Origin of the sequence: Candidatus Microbacterium colombiense (assembly GCA_029203165.1) — a bacterium.
GTDB lineage: Bacteria > Actinomycetota > Actinomycetes > Actinomycetales > Microbacteriaceae > Microbacterium > Microbacterium colombiense.
In genome coordinates this window covers 1,564,210-1,589,257 of record CP119308.1, presented here as the reverse complement: position 1 = coordinate 1,589,257, position 25,048 = coordinate 1,564,210, and the positions used below count along the sequence as shown (strand labels likewise).

General features: G+C 67.8%; 26 protein-coding genes and 1 pseudogene. 12 read left to right on the top strand and 15 right to left on the bottom strand.

Features of this window, described 5'->3' with window-relative positions; translation table 11 throughout:
* Nucleotides 1-277: 277 nt before the first annotated feature.
* From P0Y60_07670 to P0Y60_07660, 3 genes and pseudogenes are all read right to left on the bottom strand, one after another.
* Nucleotides 278-706, bottom strand: coding sequence for a hypothetical protein (locus P0Y60_07670; protein WEK62605.1), 429 nt, complete (start codon nt 704-706; stop codon nt 278-280).
* Between the two features lie 49 nt (nt 707-755).
* Nucleotides 756-1,831: pseudogene (gene ychF, locus P0Y60_07665) on the bottom strand (redox-regulated ATPase YchF).
* A 44-nt stretch (nt 1,832-1,875) separates the two neighbouring features.
* Complete coding sequence (locus P0Y60_07660) at nt 1,876-2,616, bottom strand: class I SAM-dependent methyltransferase (protein WEK62604.1); 741 nt, start codon at nt 2,614-2,616, stop codon at nt 1,876-1,878.
* A 60-nt stretch (nt 2,617-2,676) separates the two neighbouring features.
* Here P0Y60_07660 and P0Y60_07655 point away from each other — a divergent pair, with 60 nt between their 5' ends.
* Both P0Y60_07655 and P0Y60_07650 read left to right on the top strand, forming a co-directional pair.
* Nucleotides 2,677-3,270, top strand: coding sequence for a 3'-5' exonuclease (locus P0Y60_07655; GenBank protein WEK62603.1), 594 nt, complete (start codon nt 2,677-2,679; stop codon nt 3,268-3,270).
* Nucleotides 3,271-3,324: 54 nt separating this feature from the next.
* Complete coding sequence (locus P0Y60_07650) at nt 3,325-4,617, top strand: DNA recombination protein RmuC (GenBank protein ID WEK62602.1); 1,293 nt, start codon at nt 3,325-3,327, stop codon at nt 4,615-4,617.
* A gap of 50 nt (nt 4,618-4,667) precedes the next feature.
* Here the strand turns inward: P0Y60_07650 and P0Y60_07645 are convergent, their stop codons facing one another.
* Nucleotides 4,668-4,949 (bottom strand): hypothetical protein, encoded by a 282-nt coding sequence (locus P0Y60_07645; GenBank protein ID WEK62601.1) that lies wholly within the window; start codon nt 4,947-4,949, stop codon nt 4,668-4,670.
* A 225-nt stretch (nt 4,950-5,174) separates the two neighbouring features.
* Nucleotides 5,175-6,161: a class II fructose-bisphosphatase gene (gene glpX / locus P0Y60_07640; GenBank protein WEK62600.1), complete on the bottom strand. Its 987-nt coding sequence runs from the start codon at nt 6,159-6,161 to the stop codon at nt 5,175-5,177.
* A 184-nt stretch (nt 6,162-6,345) separates the two neighbouring features.
* Between glpX and fbaA the strand changes: the two genes are divergently transcribed.
* On the top strand, nt 6,346-7,374 hold the full coding sequence (fbaA, locus tag P0Y60_07635) for a class II fructose-bisphosphate aldolase (protein ID WEK62599.1): 1,029 nt from the start codon (nt 6,346-6,348) through the stop codon (nt 7,372-7,374).
* A 66-nt stretch (nt 7,375-7,440) separates the two neighbouring features.
* On the opposite strand, the gene P0Y60_07630 is transcribed toward fbaA, so the two are convergent.
* The 4 genes from P0Y60_07630 to P0Y60_07615 all read right to left on the bottom strand — a co-directional run bounded on the left by P0Y60_07630 (nt 7,441) and on the right by P0Y60_07615 (nt 11,354).
* A complete protein-coding gene (locus P0Y60_07630; GenBank protein WEK62598.1) occupies nt 7,441-8,694 on the bottom strand; it encodes a hypothetical protein in 1,254 nt (417 codons plus the stop codon).
* A gap of 28 nt (nt 8,695-8,722) precedes the next feature.
* Entirely contained in the window at nt 8,723-9,244 is a 522-nt protein-coding gene (locus P0Y60_07625; GenBank protein WEK62597.1) for a DUF6264 family protein, read from the bottom strand.
* Nucleotides 9,245-9,480: 236 nt separating this feature from the next.
* Nucleotides 9,481-10,272, bottom strand: a complete 792-nt coding sequence (locus P0Y60_07620; protein ID WEK62596.1) for an IclR family transcriptional regulator — start codon at nt 10,270-10,272, stop codon at nt 9,481-9,483.
* 2 nt (nt 10,273-10,274) lie between these two features.
* On the bottom strand, nt 10,275-11,354 hold the full coding sequence (locus tag P0Y60_07615) for a 4-hydroxy-3-methylbut-2-enyl diphosphate reductase (protein WEK62595.1): 1,080 nt from the start codon (nt 11,352-11,354) through the stop codon (nt 10,275-10,277).
* Nucleotides 11,355-11,454: 100 nt separating this feature from the next.
* Between P0Y60_07615 and xseA the strand changes: the two genes are divergently transcribed.
* The 6 genes from xseA to P0Y60_07585 all read left to right on the top strand — a co-directional run bounded on the left by xseA (nt 11,455) and on the right by P0Y60_07585 (nt 16,746).
* Nucleotides 11,455-12,732, top strand: a complete 1,278-nt coding sequence (xseA, locus tag P0Y60_07610) for an exodeoxyribonuclease VII large subunit (protein WEK62594.1) — start codon at nt 11,455-11,457, stop codon at nt 12,730-12,732.
* Between the two features lie 61 nt (nt 12,733-12,793).
* On the top strand, nt 12,794-13,024 hold the full coding sequence (locus P0Y60_07605) for an exodeoxyribonuclease VII small subunit (protein ID WEK62593.1): 231 nt from the start codon (nt 12,794-12,796) through the stop codon (nt 13,022-13,024).
* The gene (locus P0Y60_07600; GenBank protein ID WEK62592.1) at nt 13,021-13,665 is read left to right on the top strand and encodes a DUF4245 family protein; all 645 of its coding nucleotides are present in this window, start codon (nt 13,021-13,023) and stop codon (nt 13,663-13,665) included. Before P0Y60_07605 ends, P0Y60_07600 begins: the two co-directional genes overlap by 4 nt.
* The gene (locus P0Y60_07595) at nt 13,662-14,321 is read left to right on the top strand and encodes a carbonic anhydrase (protein ID WEK62591.1); all 660 of its coding nucleotides are present in this window, start codon (nt 13,662-13,664) and stop codon (nt 14,319-14,321) included. The genes P0Y60_07600 and P0Y60_07595 overlap by 4 nt, the downstream gene beginning before the upstream one ends.
* Nucleotides 14,318-15,712 carry a class II fumarate hydratase gene (locus P0Y60_07590; protein WEK62590.1) on the top strand — a complete coding sequence of 465 codons (1,395 nt, stop codon included), beginning with the start codon at nt 14,318-14,320 and terminating at the stop codon, nt 15,710-15,712. The genes P0Y60_07595 and P0Y60_07590 overlap by 4 nt, the downstream gene beginning before the upstream one ends.
* 200 nt (nt 15,713-15,912) lie before the next feature.
* Nucleotides 15,913-16,746 (top strand): DUF559 domain-containing protein, encoded by an 834-nt coding sequence (locus tag P0Y60_07585; protein WEK62589.1) that lies wholly within the window; start codon nt 15,913-15,915, stop codon nt 16,744-16,746.
* Between the two features lie 140 nt (nt 16,747-16,886).
* Here P0Y60_07585 and P0Y60_07580 read toward each other — a convergent pair whose 3' ends face one another.
* From P0Y60_07580 to P0Y60_07570, 3 genes are all read right to left on the bottom strand, one after another.
* Complete coding sequence (locus P0Y60_07580; GenBank protein WEK62874.1) at nt 16,887-18,173, bottom strand: PhoH family protein; 1,287 nt, start codon at nt 18,171-18,173, stop codon at nt 16,887-16,889.
* 257 nt (nt 18,174-18,430) lie between these two features.
* The gene (locus P0Y60_07575) at nt 18,431-19,561 is read right to left on the bottom strand and encodes an aminotransferase class V-fold PLP-dependent enzyme (GenBank protein ID WEK62588.1); all 1,131 of its coding nucleotides are present in this window, start codon (nt 19,559-19,561) and stop codon (nt 18,431-18,433) included.
* A gap of 53 nt (nt 19,562-19,614) precedes the next feature.
* The gene (locus P0Y60_07570) at nt 19,615-20,394 is read right to left on the bottom strand and encodes an isoprenyl transferase (protein ID WEK62873.1); all 780 of its coding nucleotides are present in this window, start codon (nt 20,392-20,394) and stop codon (nt 19,615-19,617) included.
* Nucleotides 20,395-20,478: 84 nt separating this feature from the next.
* Between P0Y60_07570 and P0Y60_07565 the strand changes: the two genes are divergently transcribed.
* The gene (locus P0Y60_07565; protein ID WEK62587.1) at nt 20,479-21,207 is read left to right on the top strand and encodes a hemolysin III family protein; all 729 of its coding nucleotides are present in this window, start codon (nt 20,479-20,481) and stop codon (nt 21,205-21,207) included.
* A 7-nt stretch (nt 21,208-21,214) separates the two neighbouring features.
* Here P0Y60_07565 and P0Y60_07560 read toward each other — a convergent pair whose 3' ends face one another.
* The gene (locus tag P0Y60_07560) at nt 21,215-21,499 is read right to left on the bottom strand and encodes a hypothetical protein (GenBank protein WEK62586.1); all 285 of its coding nucleotides are present in this window, start codon (nt 21,497-21,499) and stop codon (nt 21,215-21,217) included.
* Between the two features lie 68 nt (nt 21,500-21,567).
* Here P0Y60_07560 and P0Y60_07555 point away from each other — a divergent pair, with 68 nt between their 5' ends.
* Both P0Y60_07555 and greA read left to right on the top strand, forming a co-directional pair.
* Nucleotides 21,568-21,954, top strand: a complete 387-nt coding sequence (locus tag P0Y60_07555; GenBank protein ID WEK62585.1) for a DUF4307 domain-containing protein — start codon at nt 21,568-21,570, stop codon at nt 21,952-21,954.
* A gap of 97 nt (nt 21,955-22,051) precedes the next feature.
* Nucleotides 22,052-22,540 (top strand): transcription elongation factor GreA, encoded by a 489-nt coding sequence (gene greA / locus P0Y60_07550; GenBank protein ID WEK62584.1) that lies wholly within the window; start codon nt 22,052-22,054, stop codon nt 22,538-22,540.
* Between the two features lie 75 nt (nt 22,541-22,615).
* On the opposite strand, the gene ilvA is transcribed toward greA, so the two are convergent.
* Together ilvA and P0Y60_07540 are read right to left on the bottom strand one after the other, a co-directional pair.
* Nucleotides 22,616-23,845 carry a threonine ammonia-lyase gene (gene ilvA / locus P0Y60_07545; GenBank protein ID WEK62583.1) on the bottom strand — a complete coding sequence of 410 codons (1,230 nt, stop codon included), beginning with the start codon at nt 23,843-23,845 and terminating at the stop codon, nt 22,616-22,618.
* Nucleotides 23,842-25,038 carry an AI-2E family transporter gene (locus P0Y60_07540; protein WEK62582.1) on the bottom strand — a complete coding sequence of 399 codons (1,197 nt, stop codon included), beginning with the start codon at nt 25,036-25,038 and terminating at the stop codon, nt 23,842-23,844. Before P0Y60_07540 ends, ilvA begins: the two co-directional genes overlap by 4 nt.
* Nucleotides 25,039-25,048: the final 10 nt, after the last annotated feature.

The following is a 25,048-nucleotide window of genomic DNA, read 5'->3' as shown; positions in this document are numbered from 1 at the left end:
ACCGCGTTCGGCGCGGACGGCGGCCAGTCCGGCTGGCTTCGTGCGAACGTCGTCGCGAAGCTGGTATCCCTCGACACACGCGTCACGTCCTTGAGTCGAATCGCGATGAATCCGTCGAGGTATCCGCCATCCGTCTCCTGCGCCATGAGCACCCATGCCGTCCCGATGCTCAGCACGACTCCGTCGACACGGTCGGCGAACTTCGGCGACCGCTCGACTCGAACCACATGCTGCTCGTCCGCGGCGCGGCGCAATGAGGTGCGCTGCCTCCTCGACGTCACGATGCGGCTTCGTCCGTAGCGGGCGTGCGCGGTGTGCGGAAGCGGCGCACGAGAAGCGCCGCAGAGACGAAGGCCAGCACCGCCGCCACCAGCACGAGGAGCAGGTTGATCGCAAGTGTGACCCAGGTCGGCAACTCGGCCTGCCACGAAGCAATGTCGATGAATCCGGTCACCCACGCGTTCGGCGTCTGGAGCGTGAGGATCGCCGTCGGAATGAAGACGATGAGGATCACGATCGCGAGGGCGAGCAGCGTCACCTCCTGTCGCAGGGATGTGCTCGGCTTCATGTCATGCCTGCTTTCGGACTCTTCGCTGCGGTCACGCGTCAGCCGGTGCACTTGACGCCCGCGGTTGCCGCCGGACACCGGCACAGTTGCACGATCGGGGAACACTTGCACGACCGTTGCGCAGATCCGGTCGTGCATCCGTCCCCCGGCCGTGCAGGTGTGCCCAGCGGCCCGGTGGGAATCCGCCTCAGTTGTTGAAGCGGAACTCCACGACGTCGCCGTCCTGCATGACGTAGTCCTTGCCCTCGAGGCGCGCCTTGCCCTTCGCACGGGCCTCGACGACGGAGCCGGTCTCGACCAGGTCGTCGAACGAGACGATCTCCGCCTTGATGAAGCCCTTCTCGAAGTCGGTGTGGATGACGCCGGCGGCCTGCGGAGCCTTCGAGCCCTTGGGGATCGTCCAGGCGCGCGCCTCCTTGGGTCCGGCGGTGAGGTAGGTCTGCAGACCCGAGCGTGTCGAAGCCGATGCGTGCGAGCTGGTCGAGGCCTGATCTCGTCCTGTCCGGTCGAGGCCAGCAGCTCCGCCGCATCCTCGGGGTCGAGGTCGATGAGCTCGGACTCGATCTTGGCGTCGAGGAAGATCGCCTTGCGCGGGAGCGACGAGGGCAGCGAGCTCTGCCTTGCGGCCGTCGTCGGTGAGCACGCCTCGTCGACGTTGAAGACGAAGATGACGGGCTTGGCGGTGAGCAGTCCGAGCTCGCGGATCGGCGCGAGGTCGATACCGGCGTCGAGAGCAGCACTCCACGCTCGAGAGCATCCTTCGCGGCGTTGGCGGTCTCGAGCACGACCGGCTCGATCTTCTTGCCGCGCACTTCCTTCTCGTACCGCGAGATCGCCTTGTCGAGCGTCTCGAGGTCGGCGAGCATGAGCTCGGCGTTGATCGTCTCCATGTCGGATGCCGGGTTCGACCGCGCCGTCGACGTGCACGACGTCGTCGTCGGCGAACCCGCGCACGACCTGAGCGATCGCGTCGGCCTCGCGGATGTTCGCGAGGAACTTGTTGCCGAGTCCCTCACCCTCGCTCGCGCCGCGCACGATGCCGGCGATGTCGACGAACGACACCGCGGCGGGCAGGATGCGCTCGCTGCCGAAGATCTCGGCGAGCTTGTCGAGACGCGGGTCGGGCAGGTTCACCACACCGACGTTCGGCTCGATCGTCGCGAACGGGTAGTTCGCCGCGAGCACGTCGTTCTTGGTGAGTGCGTTGAAGAGGGTGGACTTGCCGACATTGGGCAGGCCGACGATTCCGATAGTAAGAGCCACGGGGTACGAGTCTACCGGTCGAGTGGGCGCGCGCCCACAGAGGATCAGAAGCGCGCAGCGCGGAAGGCCCTGGTCACGTACGGGAGGTCGATCGTGCCGGATCCGTCGATCCCCAGCTCGTCGAAGAGGCCGTCCATCTGGCTGCGGATGCGCGCCTTCTCCTCTTCGGGCGCGGTGATCACGTAGCTCCGCGAGGTCGCCATGCTGTGCAGCTGTGCGCGTGACATCGGGCGCGTCCATTCCCACGACTCCTGCTCGAGCGGCGTGAACGGCTGCGCGACGACGGGATCACCTGCCGCCAGCATCTGCTCAGCCGCACTTCCGTGCATGATCTCGGTCAGCCGACGCACCCACTCGTGCCGTTCGTCGCGGATGTTCCAGACCAGACCGAGCGCGCCCCCGGAGCGCACCACTCGGCCGATCTCGGCGGAGGCGGCAGCCGGCTCGACCCAGTGCCAGGCCTGTCCGAGGACGATAGCATCGACGCTCGCGTCCGGAAGCGGCAATCGTTCCGCGGATCCGACGAACGTCGGCACTCCGGGTATCGCATCGCGCAACGCGGAGAGCATCGCAGGATCGGGATCGATCGCCACGACCTCGGCCTGCGGTGCCGCGATCAGCGCACGGGTCAGCTTGCCCGTGCCCGCTCCGACATCGGCGATCCGCCGCGAGCCCTCAGGGAGCTTCTCGAGCATCCACGCGACCGCCGCGAACGGATATTCGGGCCTTCCGGTCTCGTACTCGCCTGCTTGTGCACCGAAGGAGGTCGCGCGCTCGTCAGCCATGTCGCCAGCCTACGGCGAGTCCTCCGGGCGCTGTCCGACCACCGGGAGAGAGTGGATGACGTGCCACTGGATTTCACCGCGATCGACTTCGAGACAGCGAACTCCAGCCCCGCCTCCGCGTGCTCCGTCGGTCTGGTGCGCGTTCGTGACGGTGATGTCGTCGCCGCGACCGGATGGCTGATCCAGCCTCCTGCGGGCCACGACGAGTTCCAGGAATGGAATGTGAAGATCCACGGGATCCGCCCCGAGGATGTGCGATCCGCGGCGACCTGGACCGAACAGTTCGACCGCTTGTGCGCGTTCGCGGGCGCCGATGTGCTGGTCGCGCACAATGCCGGCTTCGACCTCAACGTGCTGCGCCGGGCATCGGAGGCAACGGGCGAGATCTGCCCTCCCTACCGCTCTCTCTGCAGCCTGCAGGTCGCCCGCAAGACCTATGACCTCGACTCGTACCGGCTGCCCAGCGCGGCAGCAGCGGCCGGCTTCGCCGAGTTCGCGCACCACGACGCGCTCGCCGATGCGCGAGCATGCGCGCAGATCGTGATCGATTCCGCCCACCGCGCCGGCGCGGACGACGTGCACGACCTCGCAGGTCTGCTCGGTCTGCGTGTGACGGGCGAACCCGCGAAGATTCGCGAACGCGCCGTCGCCTGACCCCCGCCGGGAGCGCCGCGCAGGAATGTCGTACCCGTGCGGCACCATGAACACATGGATGCTCCACTGATCGTTCTCCTCCTCATCGCGGCACTCGCGTGCGGCGCGGCCCTGGGCTGGGCGCTGCAGTCCGGACGCAGCGCGGCGGCGCTCGCCCGCGCAGAAGCGGAGCTGTCGGCGGCTCGCGACGACCGCGACCGTCAATACGATCTGTACCGCGACGTGGTGGAGCATTCGCGCGTCGAGCAGCGAGCCCAGGCTGAGCGCGTGCAGCAGCAGAACGCCGTGCTCACCGCTCTCGCCCCGGTGCGGGAGAGTCTGCAGCAGATGCAGAGCAAGGTCGCCACGATCGAGCAGGAGCGTCAAGCGCAGTTCGGTTCCCTCGCCGAGCAGTTGCGCCGAGCGCAGGAGTCCGACGAGGCGTTGCGGGCGACGACGGAATCGCTCGCCGGGGCTCTGCGGTCGACGGCCACGCGTGGAGTGTGGGGCGAGACGCAGCTGCGTCGCGTGGTCGAGGCCGCCGGTCTGACACGCCATGTCGATTTCGATCTCCAGACCACGGTGACCTCCGACCGCGGCCAAGGACGCCCCGACATGGTCATCCGGCTCGCGGGAGGAACGTCGATCCCGGTCGACGCGAAAGTGCCTCTCGACGCCTACCTCGAGGCTTCTGCCCTGCCGGGAGGCGATGCGCATGAGGCTCAACGCCGAATGCATATGCAGAAGCACGTCAAGGCCGTCCGAGCGCACATCGACGCGCTCTCGAAGAAGGCGTACTGGTCGGGACTCGACGCCAGCCCCGAGTTCGTGATCTGCTTCCTGCCGAGCGAATCGCTGCTGGCCGCCGCGATCGATGAAGACCCGACGCTCCTCGACTATGCGTTCAGCAGACGCGTCGCTCTGGCCTCACCGGTCAACCTCTGGGCGGTCTTGAAGACCGTGGCATACACGTGGACGCAGCACGAGGTGTCCACCGAGGCGCGGACGCTCCTGAACCTCGGCACGCAGCTGTACGACAGGTTGGGCACTCTGGCCGGTCATGCCGACGACCTTCGACGCGCGATCGAGCGCACCGTCGACAGCTACAACAAGTTCGCCGGCAGCCTCGAGAATCGCGTGCTCGTGACGGCACGCCAGTTCCCGGGCATCGACGCCTCCACGCTCGACTCGACACCGCAGGTGATCACGCACCCGTCACGACGTTTTACCGCTCCCGAGCTCGTCGACAGCGTCACGGACGTAGCCCGCGAAGTAGACCCAGGCGCCGACGTGAACGCTGATTCAGCGGAGGAGCATCTGCGCGCGGATGTCGGAGATGTACGAGCACGGTTGGCATCGGAGAACTGACACCGGAAAGACGCCGCGCACGCGACGGCGACTGCGACGGGCAGACGTGATCAGGCTGCGCCGGGTACGCCGCTCAGCAACACGATGACGAGTCCACTCGTCGCGAGGAAAGCCCCGATCATCCACCAGGAGCTGAGTTCGTGACCCTCGTCACGGCGCTTGCGGAAGAGAACATCCGCGCGACGGGCCGGGTCGGTGACGACGACGGCGGGAGGCGGTGGAGTCGTCGGGGCGCCGATCTCAGCGTCGACGCTGACTCGAAGAATGCGTCCGGTGTTGGTGGTGACGATCTTCGTTGCGGCGGCTGCGGAGCCACTGTGCTGCGTTGTCATCTGTTCGCCCTCCTCTGTCCGCGGTGCCTGGCGGCTCCGTCGACGGCGAGAAATCCAGTGACAATTGTGACACGCCCCCACGGCAATCAGGGGATCGCCATCACGGCGCGCGGTACCGGGTCGGTAACGATGCCCGCAACCTACCCGGGCCGCAACACTCGTCTCAGTGGCTCGTCTCAGTGGCTCGCCGGCTCGTCTCAGCGACTCACCCGGGCGTGGAGACGCTCACAACCACTTCGATACGAGGTGCTCCGATGCGATACGGCGAAGCGTGCCCGACGCACCGCGCAGCACGACGCTCTCGGTGTACACGTAACCGCGCTCACGACGAACGCCCGCAACGAGCTGTCCGTCGGTGACGCCCGTGGCGACGAAGATCGTGTTGTTGCCCTGCACCAGGCCATCGGCCTCGTAGACCCGATCCATATCGAGCCCGGCATCGATCCCGCGCTGGCGTTCCTCATCGTCACGGGGCCAGAGCTTGCCCTGGATGTGTCCGCCGAGCGCCTTGATGGCACAGGCGGTGACGATCCCCTCGGGACTGCCGCCGACGCCGACGCACATGTCGGTGCGGGCGTCATGACGAGCCGCGTTGATGCCGCCGGCCACGTCGCCGTCGCTCATCAGACGGGTACCGGCGCCGGCATCCCGGATGTCCTGGATCAGCTTCTCGTGGCGCGGGCGGTTCAGCACCGAGACGACGATCTCGTCGACCGGCTTGCCGAGCGCGCCGGCGAGCTTGCGGATGTTCTCGCCGATCGGAAGACGGATGTCGACCACTCCCACGCCGGCAGGGCCCGTGACGAGCTTGTCCATGTAGAAGACGCTCGATGCATCGAGCATCGTGCCGCGGTCGGAGACCGCAATGACGGAGAGGGCGTTCTGCCGCCCGGCTGCGGTGAGCGACGTACCGTCGATCGGGTCGACGGCGATGTCGCAGAGCGGCCCCTGCCCCGTCCCGACGACCTCACCGTTGAAGAGCATGGGAGCGTTGTCCTTCTCGCCCTCGCCGATGACGACACGCCCCTGGAAGTCGACCGTTCCGAGGAAGGCACGCATGGCGTCGACGGCAGCACCGTCCGCCGCTTCCTTCGCGCCGCGGCCGATGAACGGCACGGCACGGATCGCCGCCGCCTCCGTCGCGCGCACCAGCTCCATCGCGAGGTTTCGGTCGGGTCGAAGCGGGCTCAGATCAGCAGTCAGACTCACCATGCGGTCAGCCTAGCCATCGCCGCGCGGAGATCGACCGCCTTTCGGCATAATCGCGATGAAGGAATCGACATTCTTAACATCAGCGCAGGAGCCGCGGCCCGAAGCCCGCCTCCTGCCTTCGGCATCCGCCCGTGCGCCCCGATAGAGTGACAGCTGTCCCGGCTCACCAATCGCAGGAGTTCTCATGCCCGTCGCCACCCCGGATCAGTACGCCGAAATGCTCGACCGCGCGAAGGCCGGCGGCTTCGCGTACCCGGCTTTCAACGTCTCCAGCTCACAGACGATCAACTCCGTCCTCCAGGGCCTGACCGAGGCCGGCTCCGACGGCATCATCCAGGTCACCACGGGCGGCGCCGACTACTTCGCCGGCCACACGGTCAAGGCCCGCGCCACGGGCGCTCTCGCCTTCGCGCGTTACGCCACCGAGGTCGCCAAGAACTACCCGGTCACCGTCGCGCTGCACACCGACCACTGCCCGAAGGACGCGCTCGCGGGCTTCGTCGAGCCGCTGATCTCCGCCTCCGAAGAAGAGGTCAAGGCCGGCCGCAACCCGATCTTCCAGTCGCACATGTGGGATGGCTCGGCTGTTCCCCTGGCCGAGAACATCGAGATCGCGAAGGACCTGCTCCCCCGCATGAAGGCGATCAACGCGATCCTCGAGGTCGAGATCGGCGTCGTCGGCGGCGAAGAGGACGGCGTGGCGCACGAGGGCTCGAACGACGCCCTCTACACGACCTTCTCCGATGTCGACCAGGCCGTCCAGGCTCTGGGTCTCGGCGAGCAGGGCCGCTACATCGCGGCGCTGACCTTCGGCAACGTGCACGGCGTCTACAAGCCGGGCGGTGTCAAGCTTCGCCCCGAGCTCCTGGGCGACATCCAGGCGCAGGTCGCTGCGAAGTACAACACCGGCGCGAAGCCCCTCGACCTCGTGTTCCACGGTGGATCCGGCTCGACCGACGAGGAGATCGCCCTCGCGGTCGCCAACGGTGTCATCAAGATGAACATCGACACCGACACGCAGTACGCCTACACGCGTGCGATCGCCGACTACATGTTCAAGAACTACGACGGCGTCCTGAAGGTCGACGGCGAGGTCGGCAACAAGAAGCTCTACGACCCCCGCGCCTGGGGCAAGGTCGCCGAGACGGCGATGGCTGCTCGCGTCATCGAGTCGACCCGCCAGCTCGGCTCGTACGGCCAGTCGAAGAGCTGACCGCGCACCACATGAATGAAGTGCCCCGGCCGATCGGCCGGGGCACTTCTTTCGTACGACGCGTGGCTATCGGCTCCGACGGATCCGGGCGATCCACACAAGGGCGTCGATCGTCGCATCCACGATGAGCAGTACGCCCACCGCTCGTCCGGCGCCTCGAGTGCGGCTCGTCGCCCACACGCCCGCCGTCATCTCTCCGAGCGTGAGCGCGAGGCCCAGAGCCGGGCGCCGGCGCAGCGCGTCGAGAAGCCGCGCGATCGGACGCTGCCTCCGCGTGAGGGGCGTGATCTCGCCGAACCCCGCGATCACCGTCTCCCTGGCCACGGCCCATCTGCTCATCGCTGTGAACTGACGGGCGGCGGGACCGGCGCTCTCGTCGTAGGCGGCGTCGATCAGATCACGGGGAATGCCGAACGCCACCAGGAACGCCCGTTCCCGCGCCTCCGTACCGACGACGCCACCCAGCGCTTCCGACAGGAGCGCACGGTGCGCGGCATCCACATCGAGGGTGACGCGATCCGCGACCTCAAGCAGCTCGTCGCGGCTCCCGTCGCCTTCAGCGAGCAGACGCCGGTAGATCTCTGCGGTCTCGGGAACCGAGATGGCGTCCACGTCGAGCACCGGGCGGGTGTCGCGTTCGGCGTCGGTCCAGAACGGGATGGCGATGCCCGCACCGATCGAGACCTGGAACCAGCTCCCCGTGTCCGCGCGATTCAACTCCACGAGCGGGAGGTCGGCATTCGATGTGGTCAAGGACGCGGTCGGCTCCGGGGTCTCGAACCTCTGCAGTGACCAGTCGCCCGATTCGAGGTGGTCGACCGGCATGCGTCCGACCGCGGCGAGAATACGAGCGATCGCGGGTCCTCGGTGCGAGAACGTCGACACTCGTACGGTGGTCGGCTCGAAGGGGGAGAAGTCGACGTCATCCGGGTCGAACTCGGCGGGGACCGACTCCCTGAGGTCGACGTCCTCGACGTCGCCATCGGGTGCGGGATGCGTGTCGACGTCGAGATCCGGGCCGTCACCCACGTCCAACCACAGCGTCAGGCCGGCGTCGGCGAAAGCGGAGCGCAACTCCTCTGCAGTGAGGGTCGTCTCGATACCGTCCGCCGGGTCCAGCGTGAGCACACGGCCATCATCGGTCACGGCGATCAGGAGGGCCGCTTCCTCCTGCGCATCCCATTGCGCTCCACCGTCGCGCACCGCGGCCAAGACCCGCTCCCTGCGGAGCACGTCGATCGCCGCATCGCGCGGGTCCGAACCATCACCCCGGTCCACGGATGCCGAGGTGAGCTGGACGCCGAAACTGTTCTGGAGCACTGTTCGACAGTACGTGCTCCCGACAGGACTACGAAGTCAGCGCGTCGAGATGCGCGATGAACGCAGGATCGCCCATCATCGGCACGGCGATGCAGATCGTGACGATCGTCATCGTGACGACGGCGCCGACCAGTGGCACCCACCAGGTGAGCTTCCCGCGGCGCAGGCGCCGGACGGAGACCGCGGCGGTGATCCCCCATCCCACGACCAGCAGGATCGCGGCGATCGTGCCCCAGAGCTTGCCCTGAGCGAAGTTGGTGAACTCGCCCTCGATACCGACGATCTTCATCGTCTCGTTCATCACACGGGGAAGATCGAGGTACGACACGGCGGTGACGATCGCGTTGATCAGTCCGTAGACGAGCAGTCCGATGGTGACCAGGCGATCGACCGGACGCCGGGGCGCGCCGGTCGCCGGTACTGCAGGCGCCGTGGGGCCTTGCGGCTCGACCACCACGGGCGGCAGCTCCTGCACGGGAGGGAGGCCGGCGGCGGCGCGCTGCTCTTCAGGAGTCGCGAGTTCGCCGTACTGGGGCCTGTGATCGGTCATCCCGCCATGTTAACGTCCCCGGCTTGGGAGAGGCTCACAGCGACGACGCCGGAAAATGATGGCGGCCCCGGAGAATGGGGACTCTCGGGGCCGCGGATGTGGAACGCTGGGGACGCTCCGTATCCAAGTGGGTCAGGAGCGCTGGGGACGCTCCGTGATACCCGTAGTGCCGTTTGCACAGACGACTACTGATCCGATCATAGGAAAGCGCGTGCCATTCCGCCAGAGGCGCTTCTTCAGATAGTGAACTCGACGCCGGGTGATGACCCGTCCATCGCGCCGGCTCCGAGCTGCAACGACAGCCGCTGCGCGGTGCGCTGCAGCTTCGACACCAGAGCGCGATCGACGACCGCGCGGTCAGACGGCAGAGAGATCGCCAACGAGGCCGTGACGTTCGGAGCGATCACCGGCACGGCGACGCACGTCGCGCCGATCGCGTATTCCTCCTGGTCGACGACCCAGCCCGTGGAGTGCTCGAGCTGGGTGAGCAGCGTGCGCCTGTCGCTGATGGTGCGCGGAGTCAGCTCCTCCAGACGGTGCCGGGAGAGATAGTCCAGGCGGTCCTCGCCGGGAAGCTCCGCGAGGATCTGTTTTCCGAGCGCCGTGGCATGAGCACTGGACTGCAGCCCCACCCAGAGTTCGACACGCGGATTGTGGACCGCATCGACGATGTCGACGAGGTGCATCTCACCGTCGTCGAAACGCGACAGGTAGGCGGTCGCCCCGAGTTCATCGGTCACATCGCGGAGGGCGGAGCGCACCCGGGCGAGGAACACGCCCCGCGCATCGGTCTCGTGCTGGAACGCGGGGAACCGGCTGCCCAACACCAAGCCGTCAGGTTCAGACCAGAGGTAGCCCTCGTGGATGAGGGTCCGTACGAGGTTGTATGTCGTACCCGGAGTCAGACCCGTGATCGCCGCGAGCATCTTCACCGGAAGCGGCCGTGGCGAGTTCGCGACGATGTCGACGAGGCGGAGAGCACGTTGCACGGACCCGATGAGGGTCGGCTCGACCTCCGCGGCGCTCACTGCTAAGCGCCTCCTCCGGACGCGCGTCCCCCGAGCGCACGGGCGTCGCGCTGGCCACTGGAGTCCTGGCGGAGCTCCTTCGGCAACGAGAACATCAGGTCCTCTTCGGCGGTCTTGACCTCTTCGACGTCGCGGTAGCCCGCATCGTCAAGGGCTGCGAGAACCTCACGCACGAGAACCTCGGGCACCGACGCTCCGCTGGTCACGCCGACCGTCTCGACGCCGTCGAGCCATTCCTGCTGCACCTCTTCGGCGTAGTCGACCCGGTACGCGGCCTTGGCACCGTACTCGAGGGCGACCTCGACGAGGCGGACGCTGTTGGAGGAGTTGGAGGAACCGACGACGATCACGAGGTCCGCCGATGCGGCGACCTTCTTGATGGCGACCTGGCGGTTCTGCGTCGCGTAGCAGATGTCGTCGGACGGCGGATTGTGGAGGTCGGGGAATCGCGCACGCAGGCGGTTCACCGTCTCCATCGTCTCGTCGACCGACAGCGTCGTCTGCGAGAGCCAGACCACCTTCGACGGATCCTTGACCTGCACGGTGTCGGCCTCATCAGGCGAGTTCACGACGGTGACGTGGTCGGGAGCCTCACCCGCAGTGCCCTCGACCTCCTCATGCCACTCGTGGCCGATCAGCAGGACCTCGAAGTCGTCGCGAGCGAATCGGACGGCCTCTCGATGCACCTTCGTGACGAGGGGGCACGTCGCGTCGATCGCGTGCAGCCCGCGATCGGATGCCGCAGTCACGACAGCGGGAGAGACGCCATGAGCACTGAAGACGACGTGCGCTCCCTCGGGAACCTCGTCGACCTCCTCGACGAACACCGCGCCCTTCTCCTCGAGCTCGGTGACGACGTGGATGTTGTGCACGATCTGCTTGCGCACGTACACCGGTGCGCCGTAGCGCTCCAGTGCCTTCTCGACGGCGACCACCGCGCGGTCGACGCCGGCGCAGTAGCCGCGGGGAGCGGCGAGGAGAACCCGCTTCTGTCCGACGACCGGGTTATCCTGAAGCCGCCCTGAGGCCGCACGCACTCGTGGGATGCGCGGGGCAGGGAGATGAACGACAGTCGAGGTCACGCATCGATTCTACCGGCGCTTGACCGCGAAAGGCCTGGGCGTGCGGCAACGACGCGCTCGATGAGCGCACGACGACGTCCCGCAGGAGAACGAGGAGCAGATGACAGTGTTCGAGGCCGCGAGCAAGCCGGGCGAGACACCCCCGGCGGATGCGGTCGCCCCTCGCGACTCCACCGCCGATGCCCCCACCTCGGTCGCCCGGTTGAACGGCACGATCCGCGATTTCATCGCACGGTGGAACACGGTGTGGGTCGAGGGTGAGATCACATCGTGGAACGTGCGCGCCGGCAATGTGTTCGCCCGACTGAAGGACACGCAGTCCGACGCACAGATCTCGATCCGAGTGTGGTCGAGCGTGCGAGGACGCGTCCCCTCCGATCTCGGCATCGGCGATCACGTCGTCGCCGCGGTGAAGGCCGACTACTTCGTCAAGTCCGGTGACTTCAGCTTCACGGTGTCGGCCATGAAGCACGTGGGTCTGGGCGACCAGCTCGAGCGCCTCGAGAAGCTGCGCCTGCAGCTGCGTCAGGAAGGCCTGTTCGACGCCTCTCGCAAGAAGCGTCTGCCGTTCCTTCCCCATGTGATCGGACTGATCACCGGCGAGCGTTCGGATGCCGAGAAGGACGTGCATCGCAACGCCGAGCTGCGCTGGCCTCAGGTGAGATTCCGCACGGAGTACGCCGCCGTGCAGGGCGACCGCTGCGTTCCCGAGACCCTGGCGGCCCTGGCTCGCCTGGATGCCGACCCCGACGTCGATGTCATCGTGATCGCACGAGGTGGCGGCGACCCCCAGACTCTCCTCGGATTCAGCGACGAGCGATTGGTGCGCGCGGTCGCGGCCGCGTCGACGCCGATCGTCAGCGCGATCGGCCATGAGAACGACCGACCCCTGCTCGATGACGTCGCCGATCTGCGCGCCTCGACACCGACGGATGCCGCGAAGCGCGTCGTGCCGGACGTCGGAGAGCAGCGGGCGTTGATCGCGCAACTCCGTTCCCGGTCCACGACCCGGCTCACGCAGCGGCTCTCGCACGACATCTCACAATTGGAGCAGTTGCGTTCCCGCCCCATCCTGCGATCGCCCGCCCCGATCATCGACGCCCGCGCGCAGGAGCTGTGGCTGCTGCAGTCTCGCGGACGCGAGACGGTCACGCGTCAGCTCGACGTCGCAGGCCGCAGGACCAGCGAGCTCCGCGCCTCGCTGCGAGCGCTCTCCCCCGCGGCGACGCTGGCGCGCGGCTACGCGATCGCCCACCTCGACGGCGGCGTGATCCTGCGCGATGCGGCAGATGCTCCCGCCGGCACCGCACTGAGCATCACGATCGACCGAGGGTCGCTGCGCGCGCGATCCGAGGGCGAGATCGCGGAGGAGTCCTGACTCCCCCGGGCGACCCGGCCGGCCCGCAGGTCGAGGGTCCCGTACGCCGTAGGATGGAGGGGTGAGCGCGCTGAACGACACCCCTGTGGAGACGCTGTCGTTCGAGGCGGCCCGCGACGAGTTGGTGAAGGTCGTGGCAGAACTCGAACAGGGAGCCCCGACGCTCGAGCAATCGCTCGCTCTCTGGGAGCGCGGTGAGGCACTCGCTGCCCGCTGCGAGGAATGGCTCCTGGGCGCGAAGCGCCGCCTCGACGCGGCTCGCGCCGCCGCATCCGACGAGGCCGACGCATGAACAAGCCCGCCCCCATCGTGGCCGAGCTCGGTCGTCCCGAGACGCCCGAGGAGACCGCGGCCCGCAAGGCCGCATCGAGCAAGGCCTATCGCTCGAGCCAGACCATGAGGAGCCTGGTCGCCGCGCTGCTGGTGACCGTCGCCGTGGTGGCCGTCATCATCTTCGCCGTCCCGCGAGGCGAGCCGACGGCGGCGAAGCCGATCGACCTCGCCGGTATCGCCGCCGATGTCGAGGCGACCATGGACCGCCCGGTCATCGTTCCGGACCTCGGCACCTTCTGGCGGGTCAACGCCGCCGAGCTCCAGAGCGGCGCGACAGTCGTCTGGGACATCACTCTGGCCCCCTCCGCCGATGATGAGCGCGGGTTCATCCGTATCGCCCAGGCCTTCGCCGCCGACTCGTCATGGGCGCCGCAGCGGCTCAACGGCATCGCCCCGACCGACACCATCCGCGTCGGCGGACTCGAGTGGGACGTCTTCAAGCCAGGCGAGGCCGGGGCGAACCAGAACGTCAACTACGCGATCGGTACGCAGGCGGGCGACGACTACGTGCTGCTGTACGGATCCCGCTCGGCCGCGTCGACGGCCGAGCTGGCCGAGTCCCTTGTTCCCCAAATCCGCGCACTCTCGGAGGCATCATGACGCACGCCCTCTCGCCCGCCGCAGCCTGGCAGCAGATGCAGGAGGGCAACCGTCGATTCGTCGCCGACGAGCCGCGTCATCCCAACCAGGACGTCGCCCGGCGCAAAGACCTCGAGGCGGCGCAGAACCCCGTGGCGACGCTCTTCGGCTGCTCGGATTCGCGCCTCGCCGCGGAGATCATCTTCGACCTCGGACTCGGTGACCTGTTCGTGGTCCGCAACGCCGGGCAGGTGATCGGCGAGTCGATCGTCGCAAGCCTGGAGTATGCGGTCGCCGTGCTGGAGGTTCCGCTCATCGTCGTGCTCGCGCACGACTCCTGCGGTGCTGTGCGCGCGGCGATCGACGGCACCGCGATCGACGCGACACCGCTTCCGCCGCACATCTGGAAGCTCATCTCCCCGATCGTCCCCGCCGCGCGCAAGGTGCTGGCTGAGAACGGCGGCACCACGGTCGCCGAGATCGATGCCGAGCTCGTCGGCCAGGAGCACCTGCGCAACACCGTGGCCGATCTGCTCCAGTCATCTGAGCTGATCAGCAACGCCGTCGCCGAGGGCCGTCTCGGCATCGTCGGCGCCAACTACCGTCTGGCCGAGGGCACGGCCGTGCCCGTCATCACCGTGGGCATCGAGCCCGAATCTCAGGAGGCATCGGAATGACCGACAGCGAATACCGCATCGAGCACGACACCATGGGTGAAGTGCGCGTGCCCGTGAATGCGCTCTACGGAGCGCAGACGCAGCGCGCCGTGGAGAACTTCCCGATCTCGGGCAAGGGGCTGGAGTCAACGCAGATCGCCGCCCTCGCCCGCATCAAGAAGGCCGCCGCCCTCGCGAACAAGGAGCTCGGCACCCTCGACGGCGCGATCGCGGATGCGATCGCCCAGGCCGCCGACCTGGTCGCCTCCGGCGCTCACGACAGCGAGTTCCCCGTCGACACGTACCAGACGGGTTCCGGCACGTCGTCGAACATGAACATGAACGAGGTCCTCGCGACGCTCGCGACCCGCATCCTCGGTGCGACCGTTCACCCGAACGACCACGTGAACGCCTCGCAGTCGTCGAACGACGTGTTCCCGACCTCGGTGCACATCGCCGTCACTCAGGCACTCATCGACACGCTCATCCCCGCGCTCGACCACCTCGCCGTCGCCCTCGAGGCGAAGGCCGAGCTGTGGAAGGACGCCGTCAAGTCCGGTCGCACCCACCTGATGGACGCGACGCCGGTGACGCTCGGCCAGGAGTTCGGCGGCTACGCCCGCCAGATCCGCCTCGGCATCGAGCGCGTGCAGTCCGCGCTCCCCCGCGTCGCGGAGGTTCCGCTCGGCGGCACCGCGGTCGGCACCGGGATCAACACTCCGCTCGGCTTCCCGCAGAAGGTCATCGCGCTGCTCGCCGCCGAGACCGAGCTACCGATCACCGAGGCGAAGGATCACTTCGAGGCGCAGGCGAACCGCGACGGTCTCGTCGAGGCATCCGGAGCGCTGCGCACGATCGCGGTCTCACTGACGAAGATCAACAACGACCTGCGCTGGATGGGCTCCGGGCCCAACACGGGTCTCGGCGAGCTGCACATCCCCGACCTGCAGCCCGGCTCCTCGATCATGCCCGGCAAGGTCAACCCGGTCGTGCCCGAGGCCGTGCTGATGGTCTGCGCGCGCGTCATCGGCAACGACGCGACGGTCGCCTGGGCGGGCGCATCCGGCTCCTTCGAGCTCAACGTCGCGATCCCGGTCATGGGTACGGCACTGCTCGAGTCGATCCGTCTGCTGTCGAACGCCTCGCGCGTGCTCGCCGACAAGACGATCGACGGCCTGCAGGCGAACGTCGAGCGTGCGGCCGCCTTCGCCGGCATGAGCCCCTCGATCGTCACCCCGCTCAACAAGCTGATCGGCTACGAGGCCGCGGCGAAGATCGCGAAGCACGCGGTCGCGAACGGCGTCACCGTGCGCGACGCCGTGATCGACCTCGGCTACGTCGAGCGCGGAGATCTCACCCTCGAGCAGCTCGATGAGAAGCTCGACCTGCTGTCGATGACCCACCCGGGCTGAGTCTTCACTCCGGCACAGTCTTCACCCAGGCACACCTGCACGCCCCGGACACACCTGCACGACCGATTCGTCGATTCGGTCGTGCAGGTGTGGACGGGGCGTGCACCTGTATCCGGTGACTTCTCGTCCACAGGGACGGATGCCGCGCACTCGTCCCCATCCGCCGCACTCGCAGCCCTGGATGCGTCAGAGTCGACGGCATGCTCGATCCGGCCACTGTCATCTCGCGCCTCGGAGGCGTCGCCCGCGGAACGCAGTTGCAGCGTCACGGGATATCACGCAAGCGGCTTGCCGATGAGGTTCATGCCCATCGCATCGATCGCGTGCGTGCCGGTGTGTTCGCCGTACCGAAGACGCCCTCCGATGTGCGCACCGCGGCTGCGCACGGTGGCGCGCTCACGTGTGGATCCGCGTTGCGGCGGCACGGCGTGTGGATCCTCGACGACGACGGGGTGCACGTCTGGCTCGGCGAGAACGGCCGCCGGCATCGGCATCCCGGCTGCACATGCATCCCCCACAACTTCCGCGGCAGCACACGTTTCGGCACCGCGAGCGTGGAGACGGCGCTCGTGCATCTGCACCGGTGCGGCGGCGACGAGTCGTTCTTCGCCGCCTTCGAGTCCGCGTGGAACCGGGGCCTGCTCTCCCGCGCGTCACGGGCGCGGATCCGCCGTTCCCTCCCCGAGAGCGCCCGCTGGCTCGTCGACCTCGCCCGCGGCGATGCGCAGAGCGGGCTCGAGTCGCTGCTGCGACTCCGTCTGCACATCCTCGGCATCCGCCTGGACTGTCAGGTGCGGATCGACGGCGTCGGACGCGTCGATTTCGTCGTCGGAGGTCGGCTCATCCTCGAGGCGGACGGCACACTGAACCACGACGGACCGTCGAAGCGCCACAGGGACCTGGTGAGGGATGCCGCGGCATCCGCCCTCGGCTATGAGACCCTGCGCTTCGACTACGCACAGATCGTCCACGACTGGCCCACGGTGCAGACCGCGGTCCTCGCCGCGCTCGCGCGCCTCGCCGACCGCGCCTGACCGGGTACAGGTGCACGACCAGTGCACGGATGCACGGCCGAACAGTCGAATCCACCGTGCAGGTGTACCCGAACCGTGCATCCGTCCCCCGGACGCAGAACAGCGGATGCCGAGTGCACGGCATCCGCTGTCGCCTGCCGTCAGCTGAGCTCTCCGCCCTCCAGCAGCTCGGTGACGAGTGCGGCGATCGCCGAGCGCTCCGAGCGCATCAGCGTCACATGTCCGAACAGCTCGTGCCCCTTCAAGGTCTCGATCACGCTGGCGATGCCGTCGTGACGCCCCACGCGGAGGTTGTCCCGTTGTCCGACATCATGCGTGAGGATCACCCGCGAGTTCTGGCCCATGCGGCTCAGAACCGTCAGGAGCACGTTGCGCTCGAGCGACTGCGCCTCGTCGACGATCACGAAGGCGTCGTGCAGGGAGCGACCACGGATGTGCGTGAGCGGGAGCACCTCCAGAAGGCCCCTCTCGATGACCTCCTCGACGACGTTCCCCGACACCACCGAACCGAGCGTGTCGAACACCGCCTGCCCCCACGGCCCCATCTTCTCGCCCTGGTCACCCGGCAGGTATCCGAGCTCCTGACCGCCCACCGCGAACAGCGGGCGGAACACGATGATCTTCTTCTGCTGCTGACGCTCCAGCACGGCCTCCAGGCCCGCGCACAGTGCGAGTGCCGACTTGCCGGTACCGGCTCGTCCACCGAGCGAGACGATGCCGACCTCGGGGTCGACGAGCATGTCGATCGCGATCCGCTGTTCCGCGGACCGTCCGTGCATGCCGAAGATGTCGCGGTCGCCGCGCACGAGCCGGTACTCGCCGTCGCCGGTCACCCGGCCGAGCGCCGATCCCCGTTCGGAGTGGATGATCAGGCCGGTGTTCACCGGGAGTCCGCGAGCATCCTCGCTGATCCCGACCTCGCTCTCGTAGAGGTCGCTGATGTCGTCGCCCGACAGAGCAAGCGTGGTGATGCCCGTCCATCCGGAATCCACGGCCTGCTCAGCGAGGTACTCCTCCGCGCGGAGACCGAGTGACGCGGCCTTCACGCGCATGGGCAGATCCTTCGAGACGATCGTCACGTCCTGACCGTCCTGCGCCAGGTGCATGGCGACCGACAGGATGCGGGAGTCGTTGTCGCTCAGCCGGATGCCGGCGGGAAGGATCGACACGTCCGTGTTCGCGAGCTCGACCCGGAGGGTGCCGCCCTCGCCGACCTCCACCGGGAAGTCCAGTCGTCCGTGCTCGATGCGCAGATCGTCGAGATGACGCAGCGCCTGGCGGGCGAAGTAGCCGATCTCCGGGTCGTGGCGCTTGCCCTCGAGTTCGGAGATGACGACCACCGGGAGCACGACCGAGTGCTCGGCGAACCGGAAGAACGCCTGCGGATCGCTCAGCAGAACCGAGGTGTCGAGCACATAGGTGCGCAGATCCTGATCGGGATCTGCGGACGATGCCCGACTCGTCGTCCTACGGGTGGACTGCTGCGCGGTGCTGGTGGACTGCTGCGCTGTACGTGAGGTCACGACCCACTCCCGACCCGGGAGAATTCCCGGCTATGCGAACGAGTCGACCAGGGGGCCACGAGTCGCGAACCTGAAGGCCGACTCGACCGGGCTCCTTGCCCGATGCCTAGAAGCTACGACCAGTCACCGGCATAACCTCGACTCGACACGCCAGCGATTCGTTACGCGCTGATGAACGTCTCGTTACCGAATGCCGCGAGCGCGTCGTCGAGCAGGGCGATCGTGCCCGCATCCGTTCCCGCGTGCGGAGCGATGCGCACCGACGCGCCCCGTGCGGTGACGACGACTCCGGCATTCGCGAGGGCCGCGGCCAACCGTGCCGGCTCCTCCGGCGTGAGCGCGACGATACCGGCCCGCTGCGCGCGTGCACGCGGCGAGGTGACCGTGACGCCGTGTCGATCAGCGATCTCGAGGATGGCATCGACCTTCTCCGCGAGCCGTTCCTCGATCGCCGCGACACCGGCATCGCGCACGTCACGCGCGCCGATGGCCAGTCGTCCGGCCGCCAGCGTGTCGGGGCCGCTCACGGTGAACGCGCGCGCCGACGGCGCGGGTGCCGGCAGGTCGTCGACCGCGAGACCGGAGCCGGCGGTGCCGGTGATGCCGCTCAGCACCGGCGTGATCCGTTCCCTGGCGCGCGGCGAGAACGACGCGAATGCAGTCCCCCGTCCTGCGCGCAACCACTTGTATCCGTGTCCGACGACCACATCGGCCGCGGAGAAGTCCGCGTCGATGATGCCGAACGACTGCACGGCATCGACGATCAGCAGCCGGTCCGGTCCGATGGCCTCACGCAGCGCGTCGAGGTCGGCCCGGTATCCGGTCCGGAAGTCGACATGGCTCACCGCCAGGGCGGTGACGTCGTCGTCGAGCGCGTTCGACACCTCATCGACCGTGACTCGGCCGTCGTCCGTGGTGATCCACCGCGGTGTGAGAGCGCCATGCGACGCCGACGCCGCGCGTTCGAGCGTGACACTGATGCTCGGGAACTCCGCGGACGACGCCACGACGGTTCCCTGCAGGCCGTACAGGGCCTGCGCCAACCCGTGGGTCGACGACGGCTGGACCGTCATTTCTGCGGCATCGACGCCGAGGAGCTCTGCGACGATCTCCCGCGCCTGCCCTAGTCGCTCAGCGACGAGCGCGAGCGACGAGGGGCGGCCGCTGCCCAGCAGATCCGCATCGGCGAAGATCTCCTCGCGCACCGACGGCGACAAGGGGCCGAACGCGGCCCAGTTCAGGTATCCCTGCGCCGCATCGAAGGTGTGGAGATAGTCGTCGAATGCGCTCACTGCGTCATTCTGGCACGTCACGGAGGGCGGCGCCGCTCCCCGATCGGGGGCGTTCAGCGGCCGTAGCGGCGGTCCCGGTCGGCGAAATCTCTGATCGCTCGGAGGAAGTCGACCTGACGGAGGTCGGGACCGAGCGCTTCGACGAAGTAGAACTCGCTGTGCGCGCTCTGCCAGAGGAGGAAGTCGCTGAGTCGCTGCTCGCCGCTGGTGCGGATCACCAGGTCGGGATCCGGCTGACCCCCGGTGTACAGGTGCTCTCCGATCATCTCCGGCGTGAGATGGGCCGCGAGGTCTTCGAGCGTGCCGCCGGATGCCTCGTGCGCGCCGATGATGCTGCGTACGGCGTCGACGATCTCATTGCGTCCGCCATAGCCCACCGCCAGGTTCACGTGCAGACCGGTGTGATCCTTCGTGCGTTCCTCCGCATCGGCGAGCACCCGCGCGAGCTCGGCGGGGAGGATGTCGGAGCGGCCCACATGCTTGACCCTCCAGTTTCCCTCCAGCGACAGCGCCTCAGCGAGTTCCGCGATGATCTCGATCAGATCGGCGAGCTCGGCCGAATCACGCTTGAGCAGGTTGTCGCTGGACAGCAGATACAGCGAGACCACCCGCACGCCGAGCTCGTCGCACCATCCGAGGAACTCGCGCATCTTGGCGGCGCCCGCACGATGACCTTCGGCCGGCGTCGCATAGCCGAGCTGTCGAGCCCACCGACGGTTTCCGTCGATCATCATCGCGACGTGATGCGGTACGGAGGCGGAATCCAGCTGGCGGCGCAGCCTGTTGCTGTAGAGCCGATAGAGCGGCCCTCGCCCCTGACCGTCGCGTGAAATCACCTCCCTACGCTACCGTGCCGGCCCCGGTGAAGCTGAGGATATGTGCCGCGTCCGGAATGCCGGCCCGCCTAGAGTGAGGCTGTGAGCACTCCCGAGCCGTCCGACGCAGACCTCCCCCAGCTCCCTCTCCTCGACGCGGCGACGGTCGATGAGGCGGTCGAGATCAAGCCGACGTGGCGCGGGTGGATCCACGCGGGCGTGTTCCCCGTCGCGGTCGTCGCCGGCATCGTGCTGATCATCGTGGCCGAGAGCGGCGCGGCGAAGTGGTCGGCCGCCGTGTTCATGGCGAGCTCCCTCCTCCTCTTCGGGAACTCCGCGCTGTACCACCGCTTCGACTGGAGCCCGCCCGTCAAGCTGCTGCTGAAGCGGATCGACCACGCCAACATCTTCCTGTTGATCGCCGGGACCTACACCCCGCTCGCCACCCTGGCCCTGCCGCCCGAGAAGGGCGCGCTGCTCCTCAGCCTCGTCTGGGGCGGCACCGTGGTCGGCATCCTGTTCCGCGTGTTCTGGATCCACGCGCCCCGCTGGCTCTACGTCGCTCTGTATCTCCTGATGGGCTGGGCCGCAGTGATGTTCATGGCCGACCTGTTCGCGGCCAACGTCGTCATGATGGTGCTCGTGATCGTGGGCGGACTGCTCTACACGGGCGGCGCGATCGTCTACGCCCTGAAGAAGCCGAACCCCTGGCCCGGTCGCTTCGGTTTCCACGAGATCTTCCACGTGTGCACCGTGCTGGCGTTCCTGTGCCACTGGACCGCGTGCCTGCTCATCGCGATCGCCCCGCTGTCGCCCTCGTTGGGGGCGTGACGCTCGCTCAGGTCGTGCGGGGGTCGTCGTCACCGTCGCGCACGATCGGGAGGTCGGCATCCGTCTCGGTGGCCTCATCGGCCGCGCGTGCGGCCTCCTCGGCATCCAGTTCGTCACGCACCTCTTCGCGGTAGCGCACGCGGCGGATACGCCGGTTCATGTCCCAGATCAGCAGGATCACCGCGATCAGCACGAGAACGATCGCCGCGAAGCCGGCGAAGCCCGGGGTGACGGCCTCCGGGGCCACGGTCATCGTGGGCGTCGGCATCGGGGTCTCGGTCAGAGCGAGCATGAGTCGGCCTTTCGTGCGCAGGTCGCATAACCTGGAACCACCAGCCTAACGACCGGAAGACCCCTCCCGTGACGACAGCAGAACAGCTCGACGAACGCTACGGCCGTACCCGACGGCGCCGAGCCCCGTGGATCGTCGCGATCATCATCGCGGCCCTCCTCGTCGGAGCGTTCGGATGGATGACCGTGGCCCAGTCGATGTCGTCCGTGGATTCCGATGACCTCGGCTTCGACCTCGTCGACGAACACTCCGTCGAGGTCCGTTTCCAGGTCACCGGCGTGCAGGGCAAGGACGTCCTGTGCATCGTCGAGGCGCTGGATGAGGAGTTCGGCGTCGTGGGGTGGAAACTCGTCGAGATCGCCGCCGGGGACAGTCATTCGCAGGCGGCCTCCGCCACGATTCCCACTGTCGCGGCGGCCACCACAGGTTTGGTGAACTCCTGCTGGGTCGCCTAGACTCATCGCAGACAGACGACGCCCTGGCACCGTGCCGGGGCGTCTTGGCATATCCCCCGCAGGATGCGGCCGGGATCCCGAAAGAAGGAGCTTCGTCATGTCCACCGACGCTCAGGTTCCCTTCCTCACGCAGGAAGCATACGACCGGCTCGTCTCCGAGCTGGAGCACCTCTCGACCACGGGCCGCGAGGAGATCGCCAAGCGCATCGAAGCCGCCCGCGAAGAGGGCGACCTCAAGGAGAACGGCGGATACCATGCCGCCAAGGACGAGCAGGGCAAGCAGGAGGCTCGCATCCGCACCCTCGAGAGCCTGTTGAAGACGGCCAAGGTCGGCGAGGCGCCGGCGAGCCGCGGCATCGTCGAGCCCGGCACCGTCGTCACGGCCCTCGTGGCCGGCGGTGAAGAGGTGTTCCTGCTCGGCAGCCGCGAGATCGCCGTGGGCAGCGACCTCGACGTGTACAGCGAGGCGAGCCCGCTGGGTCAGGCGATCCTCGGACTGAAGATCGGCGAGAAGTCGTCGTACGACGCCCCCAACGGCCGCTCGATCGCCGTGGAGATCCTCAAGGTCGAGACCTACACCGGCTGATACCCGTCACTGGATACAGACGCAGAACGCCCTCCGGCCGTGGCCGGAGGGCGTTCTGCGTCTGTGTCGTGCGGATCAGTCCGGAACCAGGATGGGTTCGAATCCGGCGGCGCGCAGCGTGTCGAGCGTGTGCTCGGAGTGCTCGGGACCACGTGTCTCGACGCTGAGCTCCAGGATGACGTCGCTGATCTGCAACCCGTGACCGTGACGCGTGTGCATCGCCTCGATCACGTTCGCTCCCGCCTCCGCGATCAACTCGGACACCCGGGCGAGCTGGCCGGGTCGATCGGGCAACGGGATGCGGATCGTCAGGTAGCGGCCGGATGCGGCGAGACCGTGGGAGACGACGCGCTGCAGAAGGAGCGGATCGATGTTGCCGCCGGAGAGCACGGCCATCGTCTTGCCGGTGGCGGAGATCTTGCCGGACAGGATCGCCGCGACGCCGGCGGCGCCTGCGGGCTCCACGACGACCTTGGCCTGCTCGAGCAGTACCAGGATCGCGCGGGCGAGGTCATCGTCGGAGACCGTCACGACCTCGTCGACGTGATCCTTGATGATGTCGAAGGGAATCGCTCCCGGGCGCGCGACGAGGATTCCGTCGGCGATCGTGGGCCTCGTGACAATGTCGACCGGATGCCCGGCCTCGAGCGACGGCGGCACGGCCGCGGCATTCTCGGCCTGCACACCGATGATGCGCACGGTGCGACCGAGTTCCGCCGCCCGTGCCTTCACCGCCGCAGCGACCCCTGCGATGAGACCGCCGCCACCGATGCCGAGCACGATCGTGTCGACGTCGGGAGCGTCTTCGAGCAGCTCGAGCCCGAGTGTGCCCTGGCCGATCACGACATCGCGGTGATCGAACGGCGGGATGAGCACGGCGCCCGTGCGCTCGGCGAACTCGGCCGCGAGCCGCAGCGAGGTCGCCACCGTCTCGCCCTCGAGCACGACGTCGGCACCGTAGCCGCGCGTCGCGAGGAGCTTGGGAACGGGCACGCCCAACGGCATGAAGATGGTCGCGGTGATTCCCAGCTCCTGGGCCGCGAGAGCGACGCCCTGCGCGTGGTTGCCGGCGGATGCCGCCACGACTCCGCGAGCGCGCTCATCCGCGCTGAGGCGCGAGAGGCGGTAGGCCGCGCCACGGATCTTGAACGATCCGGTGCGCTGGAGATTCTCCATCTTGAGCACGACGGGAACCCCGAGGATGTCGGAGAGGGCTCGCGACGGCAGCGTCGGCGTGTGCGAGATCACCTCAGCCAGACTCTGAGCTGCATGCTCGAACTCGGTCAGGCTGGGGACTTCGCTCATCGATTCCTCCGTCTCCGCTGTCGCGGTACTGTGCTCCAGATCAGGTCTCCGCTCGGATCGACGCCGGTGCGCCAGGAGCCGGAGCTCAACGTCACGGCCGCGACGTTGACGAACGCCGCCAACGGCACGGCGAAGAGTGCGCCGGGGATGCCGGCGATCATGGCCCCACCCGCGACGACGAGGACGACGGCCAGGGGGTGCACCTTCACTGCGGATCCCATCAGGATCGGCTGCAGGATGTGCCCCTCGATCTGCTGGACCGCCAGCACGACCACGAGCATCCAGAGCGCGATCCACGGTCCGTTGTAGACCAGTGCCAGGAACACCGCGACGGCACCGGTGACGACCGCGCCGACGATCGGGATGAACGAGCCGAGGAACACGAGCACGGCGACCGGGAGCGCCAGCGGAACCTGCAGCAGGAACGCACCGAGACCGATACCGATCGCGTCGATCGTGGCGACGAACAACTGCGTCCGCGCGTAGTTGACGATGGTCTTCCAACCGTTGCGCGCCGCGCCGTCGGCTGCCTGACGAGCGTTACGCGGGAAGAGCTTGAGCGTCCAGCGCCAGATCCCTGCGCCGTCCGCGAGAAGGCAGATGAGGATGAAGAGCGAGAGCACGGCACCGGTCGCGACGTGTCCGACCGTCGTGCCGATCGCGAGCGCTCCGGACCACAGCACCTGGGCCTGCTCGTTGAGCATGTCCAGGCCCTGCTGGAGGTAATCCGCGATCTGCGTGTCGGAGAGATTGAGCGGACCGTCGTGCAACCACACCTGGAACTGGTTGAACGCCTCGGTCGAGCTCTTCTGCACATCGGGGAGTTCGACCCGCACCTGCCAGATGACCAGCCACAGCAGTCCGCCGACGATCGCCGCCGTGCCGAGCAACGAGATCAGGATCGCCGTCCACCGCGGGAAGCGGTGGCGCAGCATCCAGTCGAACGCCGGCCACAGCAGAGCGGTGATGAGGATGCCGACCATGAGAGGGATCACGAGCAGCTTGAGCAGCATGACCAGCCAGATGAACACGCCGATCGCCGCGGCGATCAGGAGCAGGCGCCACGCGTAACCCGCCGTGATGCGCAGGGTGAGAGGCACGGCCTCGTCGGCTTCCGTCGTCACCGTCCGGTCCGTGGTGATCGGACGCGCACGGAACAGGTCCCTCAGCCGGGGCCGCTGTTCGTCGCTCATCGCCCAAGTC

What these genes read in the sequence shown, in the direction of transcription:
- P0Y60_07670 (WEK62605.1), bottom strand. Translation starts at nt 706, where the DNA reads ATGCACGACCGGATCTGCGCAACGGTCGTGCAAGTGTTCCCCGATCGT.
- P0Y60_07660 (WEK62604.1), bottom strand. Translation starts at nt 2,616, where the DNA reads ATGGCTGACGAGCGCGCGACCTCCTTCGGTGCACAAGCAGGCGAGTAC.
- P0Y60_07650 (WEK62602.1), top strand. Translation starts at nt 3,325, where the DNA reads ATGGATGCTCCACTGATCGTTCTCCTCCTCATCGCGGCACTCGCGTGC.
- P0Y60_07645 (WEK62601.1), bottom strand. Translation starts at nt 4,949, where the DNA reads ATGACAACGCAGCACAGTGGCTCCGCAGCCGCCGCAACGAAGATCGTC.
- glpX (WEK62600.1), bottom strand. Translation starts at nt 6,161, where the DNA reads ATGGTGAGTCTGACTGCTGATCTGAGCCCGCTTCGACCCGACCGAAAC.
- fbaA (WEK62599.1), top strand. Translation starts at nt 6,346, where the DNA reads ATGCCCGTCGCCACCCCGGATCAGTACGCCGAAATGCTCGACCGCGCG.
- P0Y60_07625 (WEK62597.1), bottom strand. Translation starts at nt 9,244, where the DNA reads ATGACCGATCACAGGCCCCAGTACGGCGAACTCGCGACTCCTGAAGAG.
- xseA (WEK62594.1), top strand. Translation starts at nt 11,455, where the DNA reads ATGACAGTGTTCGAGGCCGCGAGCAAGCCGGGCGAGACACCCCCGGCG.
- P0Y60_07600 (WEK62592.1), top strand. Translation starts at nt 13,021, where the DNA reads ATGAACAAGCCCGCCCCCATCGTGGCCGAGCTCGGTCGTCCCGAGACG.
- P0Y60_07595 (WEK62591.1), top strand. Translation starts at nt 13,662, where the DNA reads ATGACGCACGCCCTCTCGCCCGCCGCAGCCTGGCAGCAGATGCAGGAG.
- P0Y60_07590 (WEK62590.1), top strand. Translation starts at nt 14,318, where the DNA reads ATGACCGACAGCGAATACCGCATCGAGCACGACACCATGGGTGAAGTG.
- P0Y60_07585 (WEK62589.1), top strand. Translation starts at nt 15,913, where the DNA reads ATGCTCGATCCGGCCACTGTCATCTCGCGCCTCGGAGGCGTCGCCCGC.
- P0Y60_07560 (WEK62586.1), bottom strand. Translation starts at nt 21,499, where the DNA reads ATGCTCGCTCTGACCGAGACCCCGATGCCGACGCCCACGATGACCGTG.
- greA (WEK62584.1), top strand. Translation starts at nt 22,052, where the DNA reads ATGTCCACCGACGCTCAGGTTCCCTTCCTCACGCAGGAAGCATACGAC.
- ilvA (WEK62583.1), bottom strand. Translation starts at nt 23,845, where the DNA reads ATGAGCGAAGTCCCCAGCCTGACCGAGTTCGAGCATGCAGCTCAGAGT.
- P0Y60_07540 (WEK62582.1), bottom strand. Translation starts at nt 25,038, where the DNA reads ATGAGCGACGAACAGCGGCCCCGGCTGAGGGACCTGTTCCGTGCGCGT.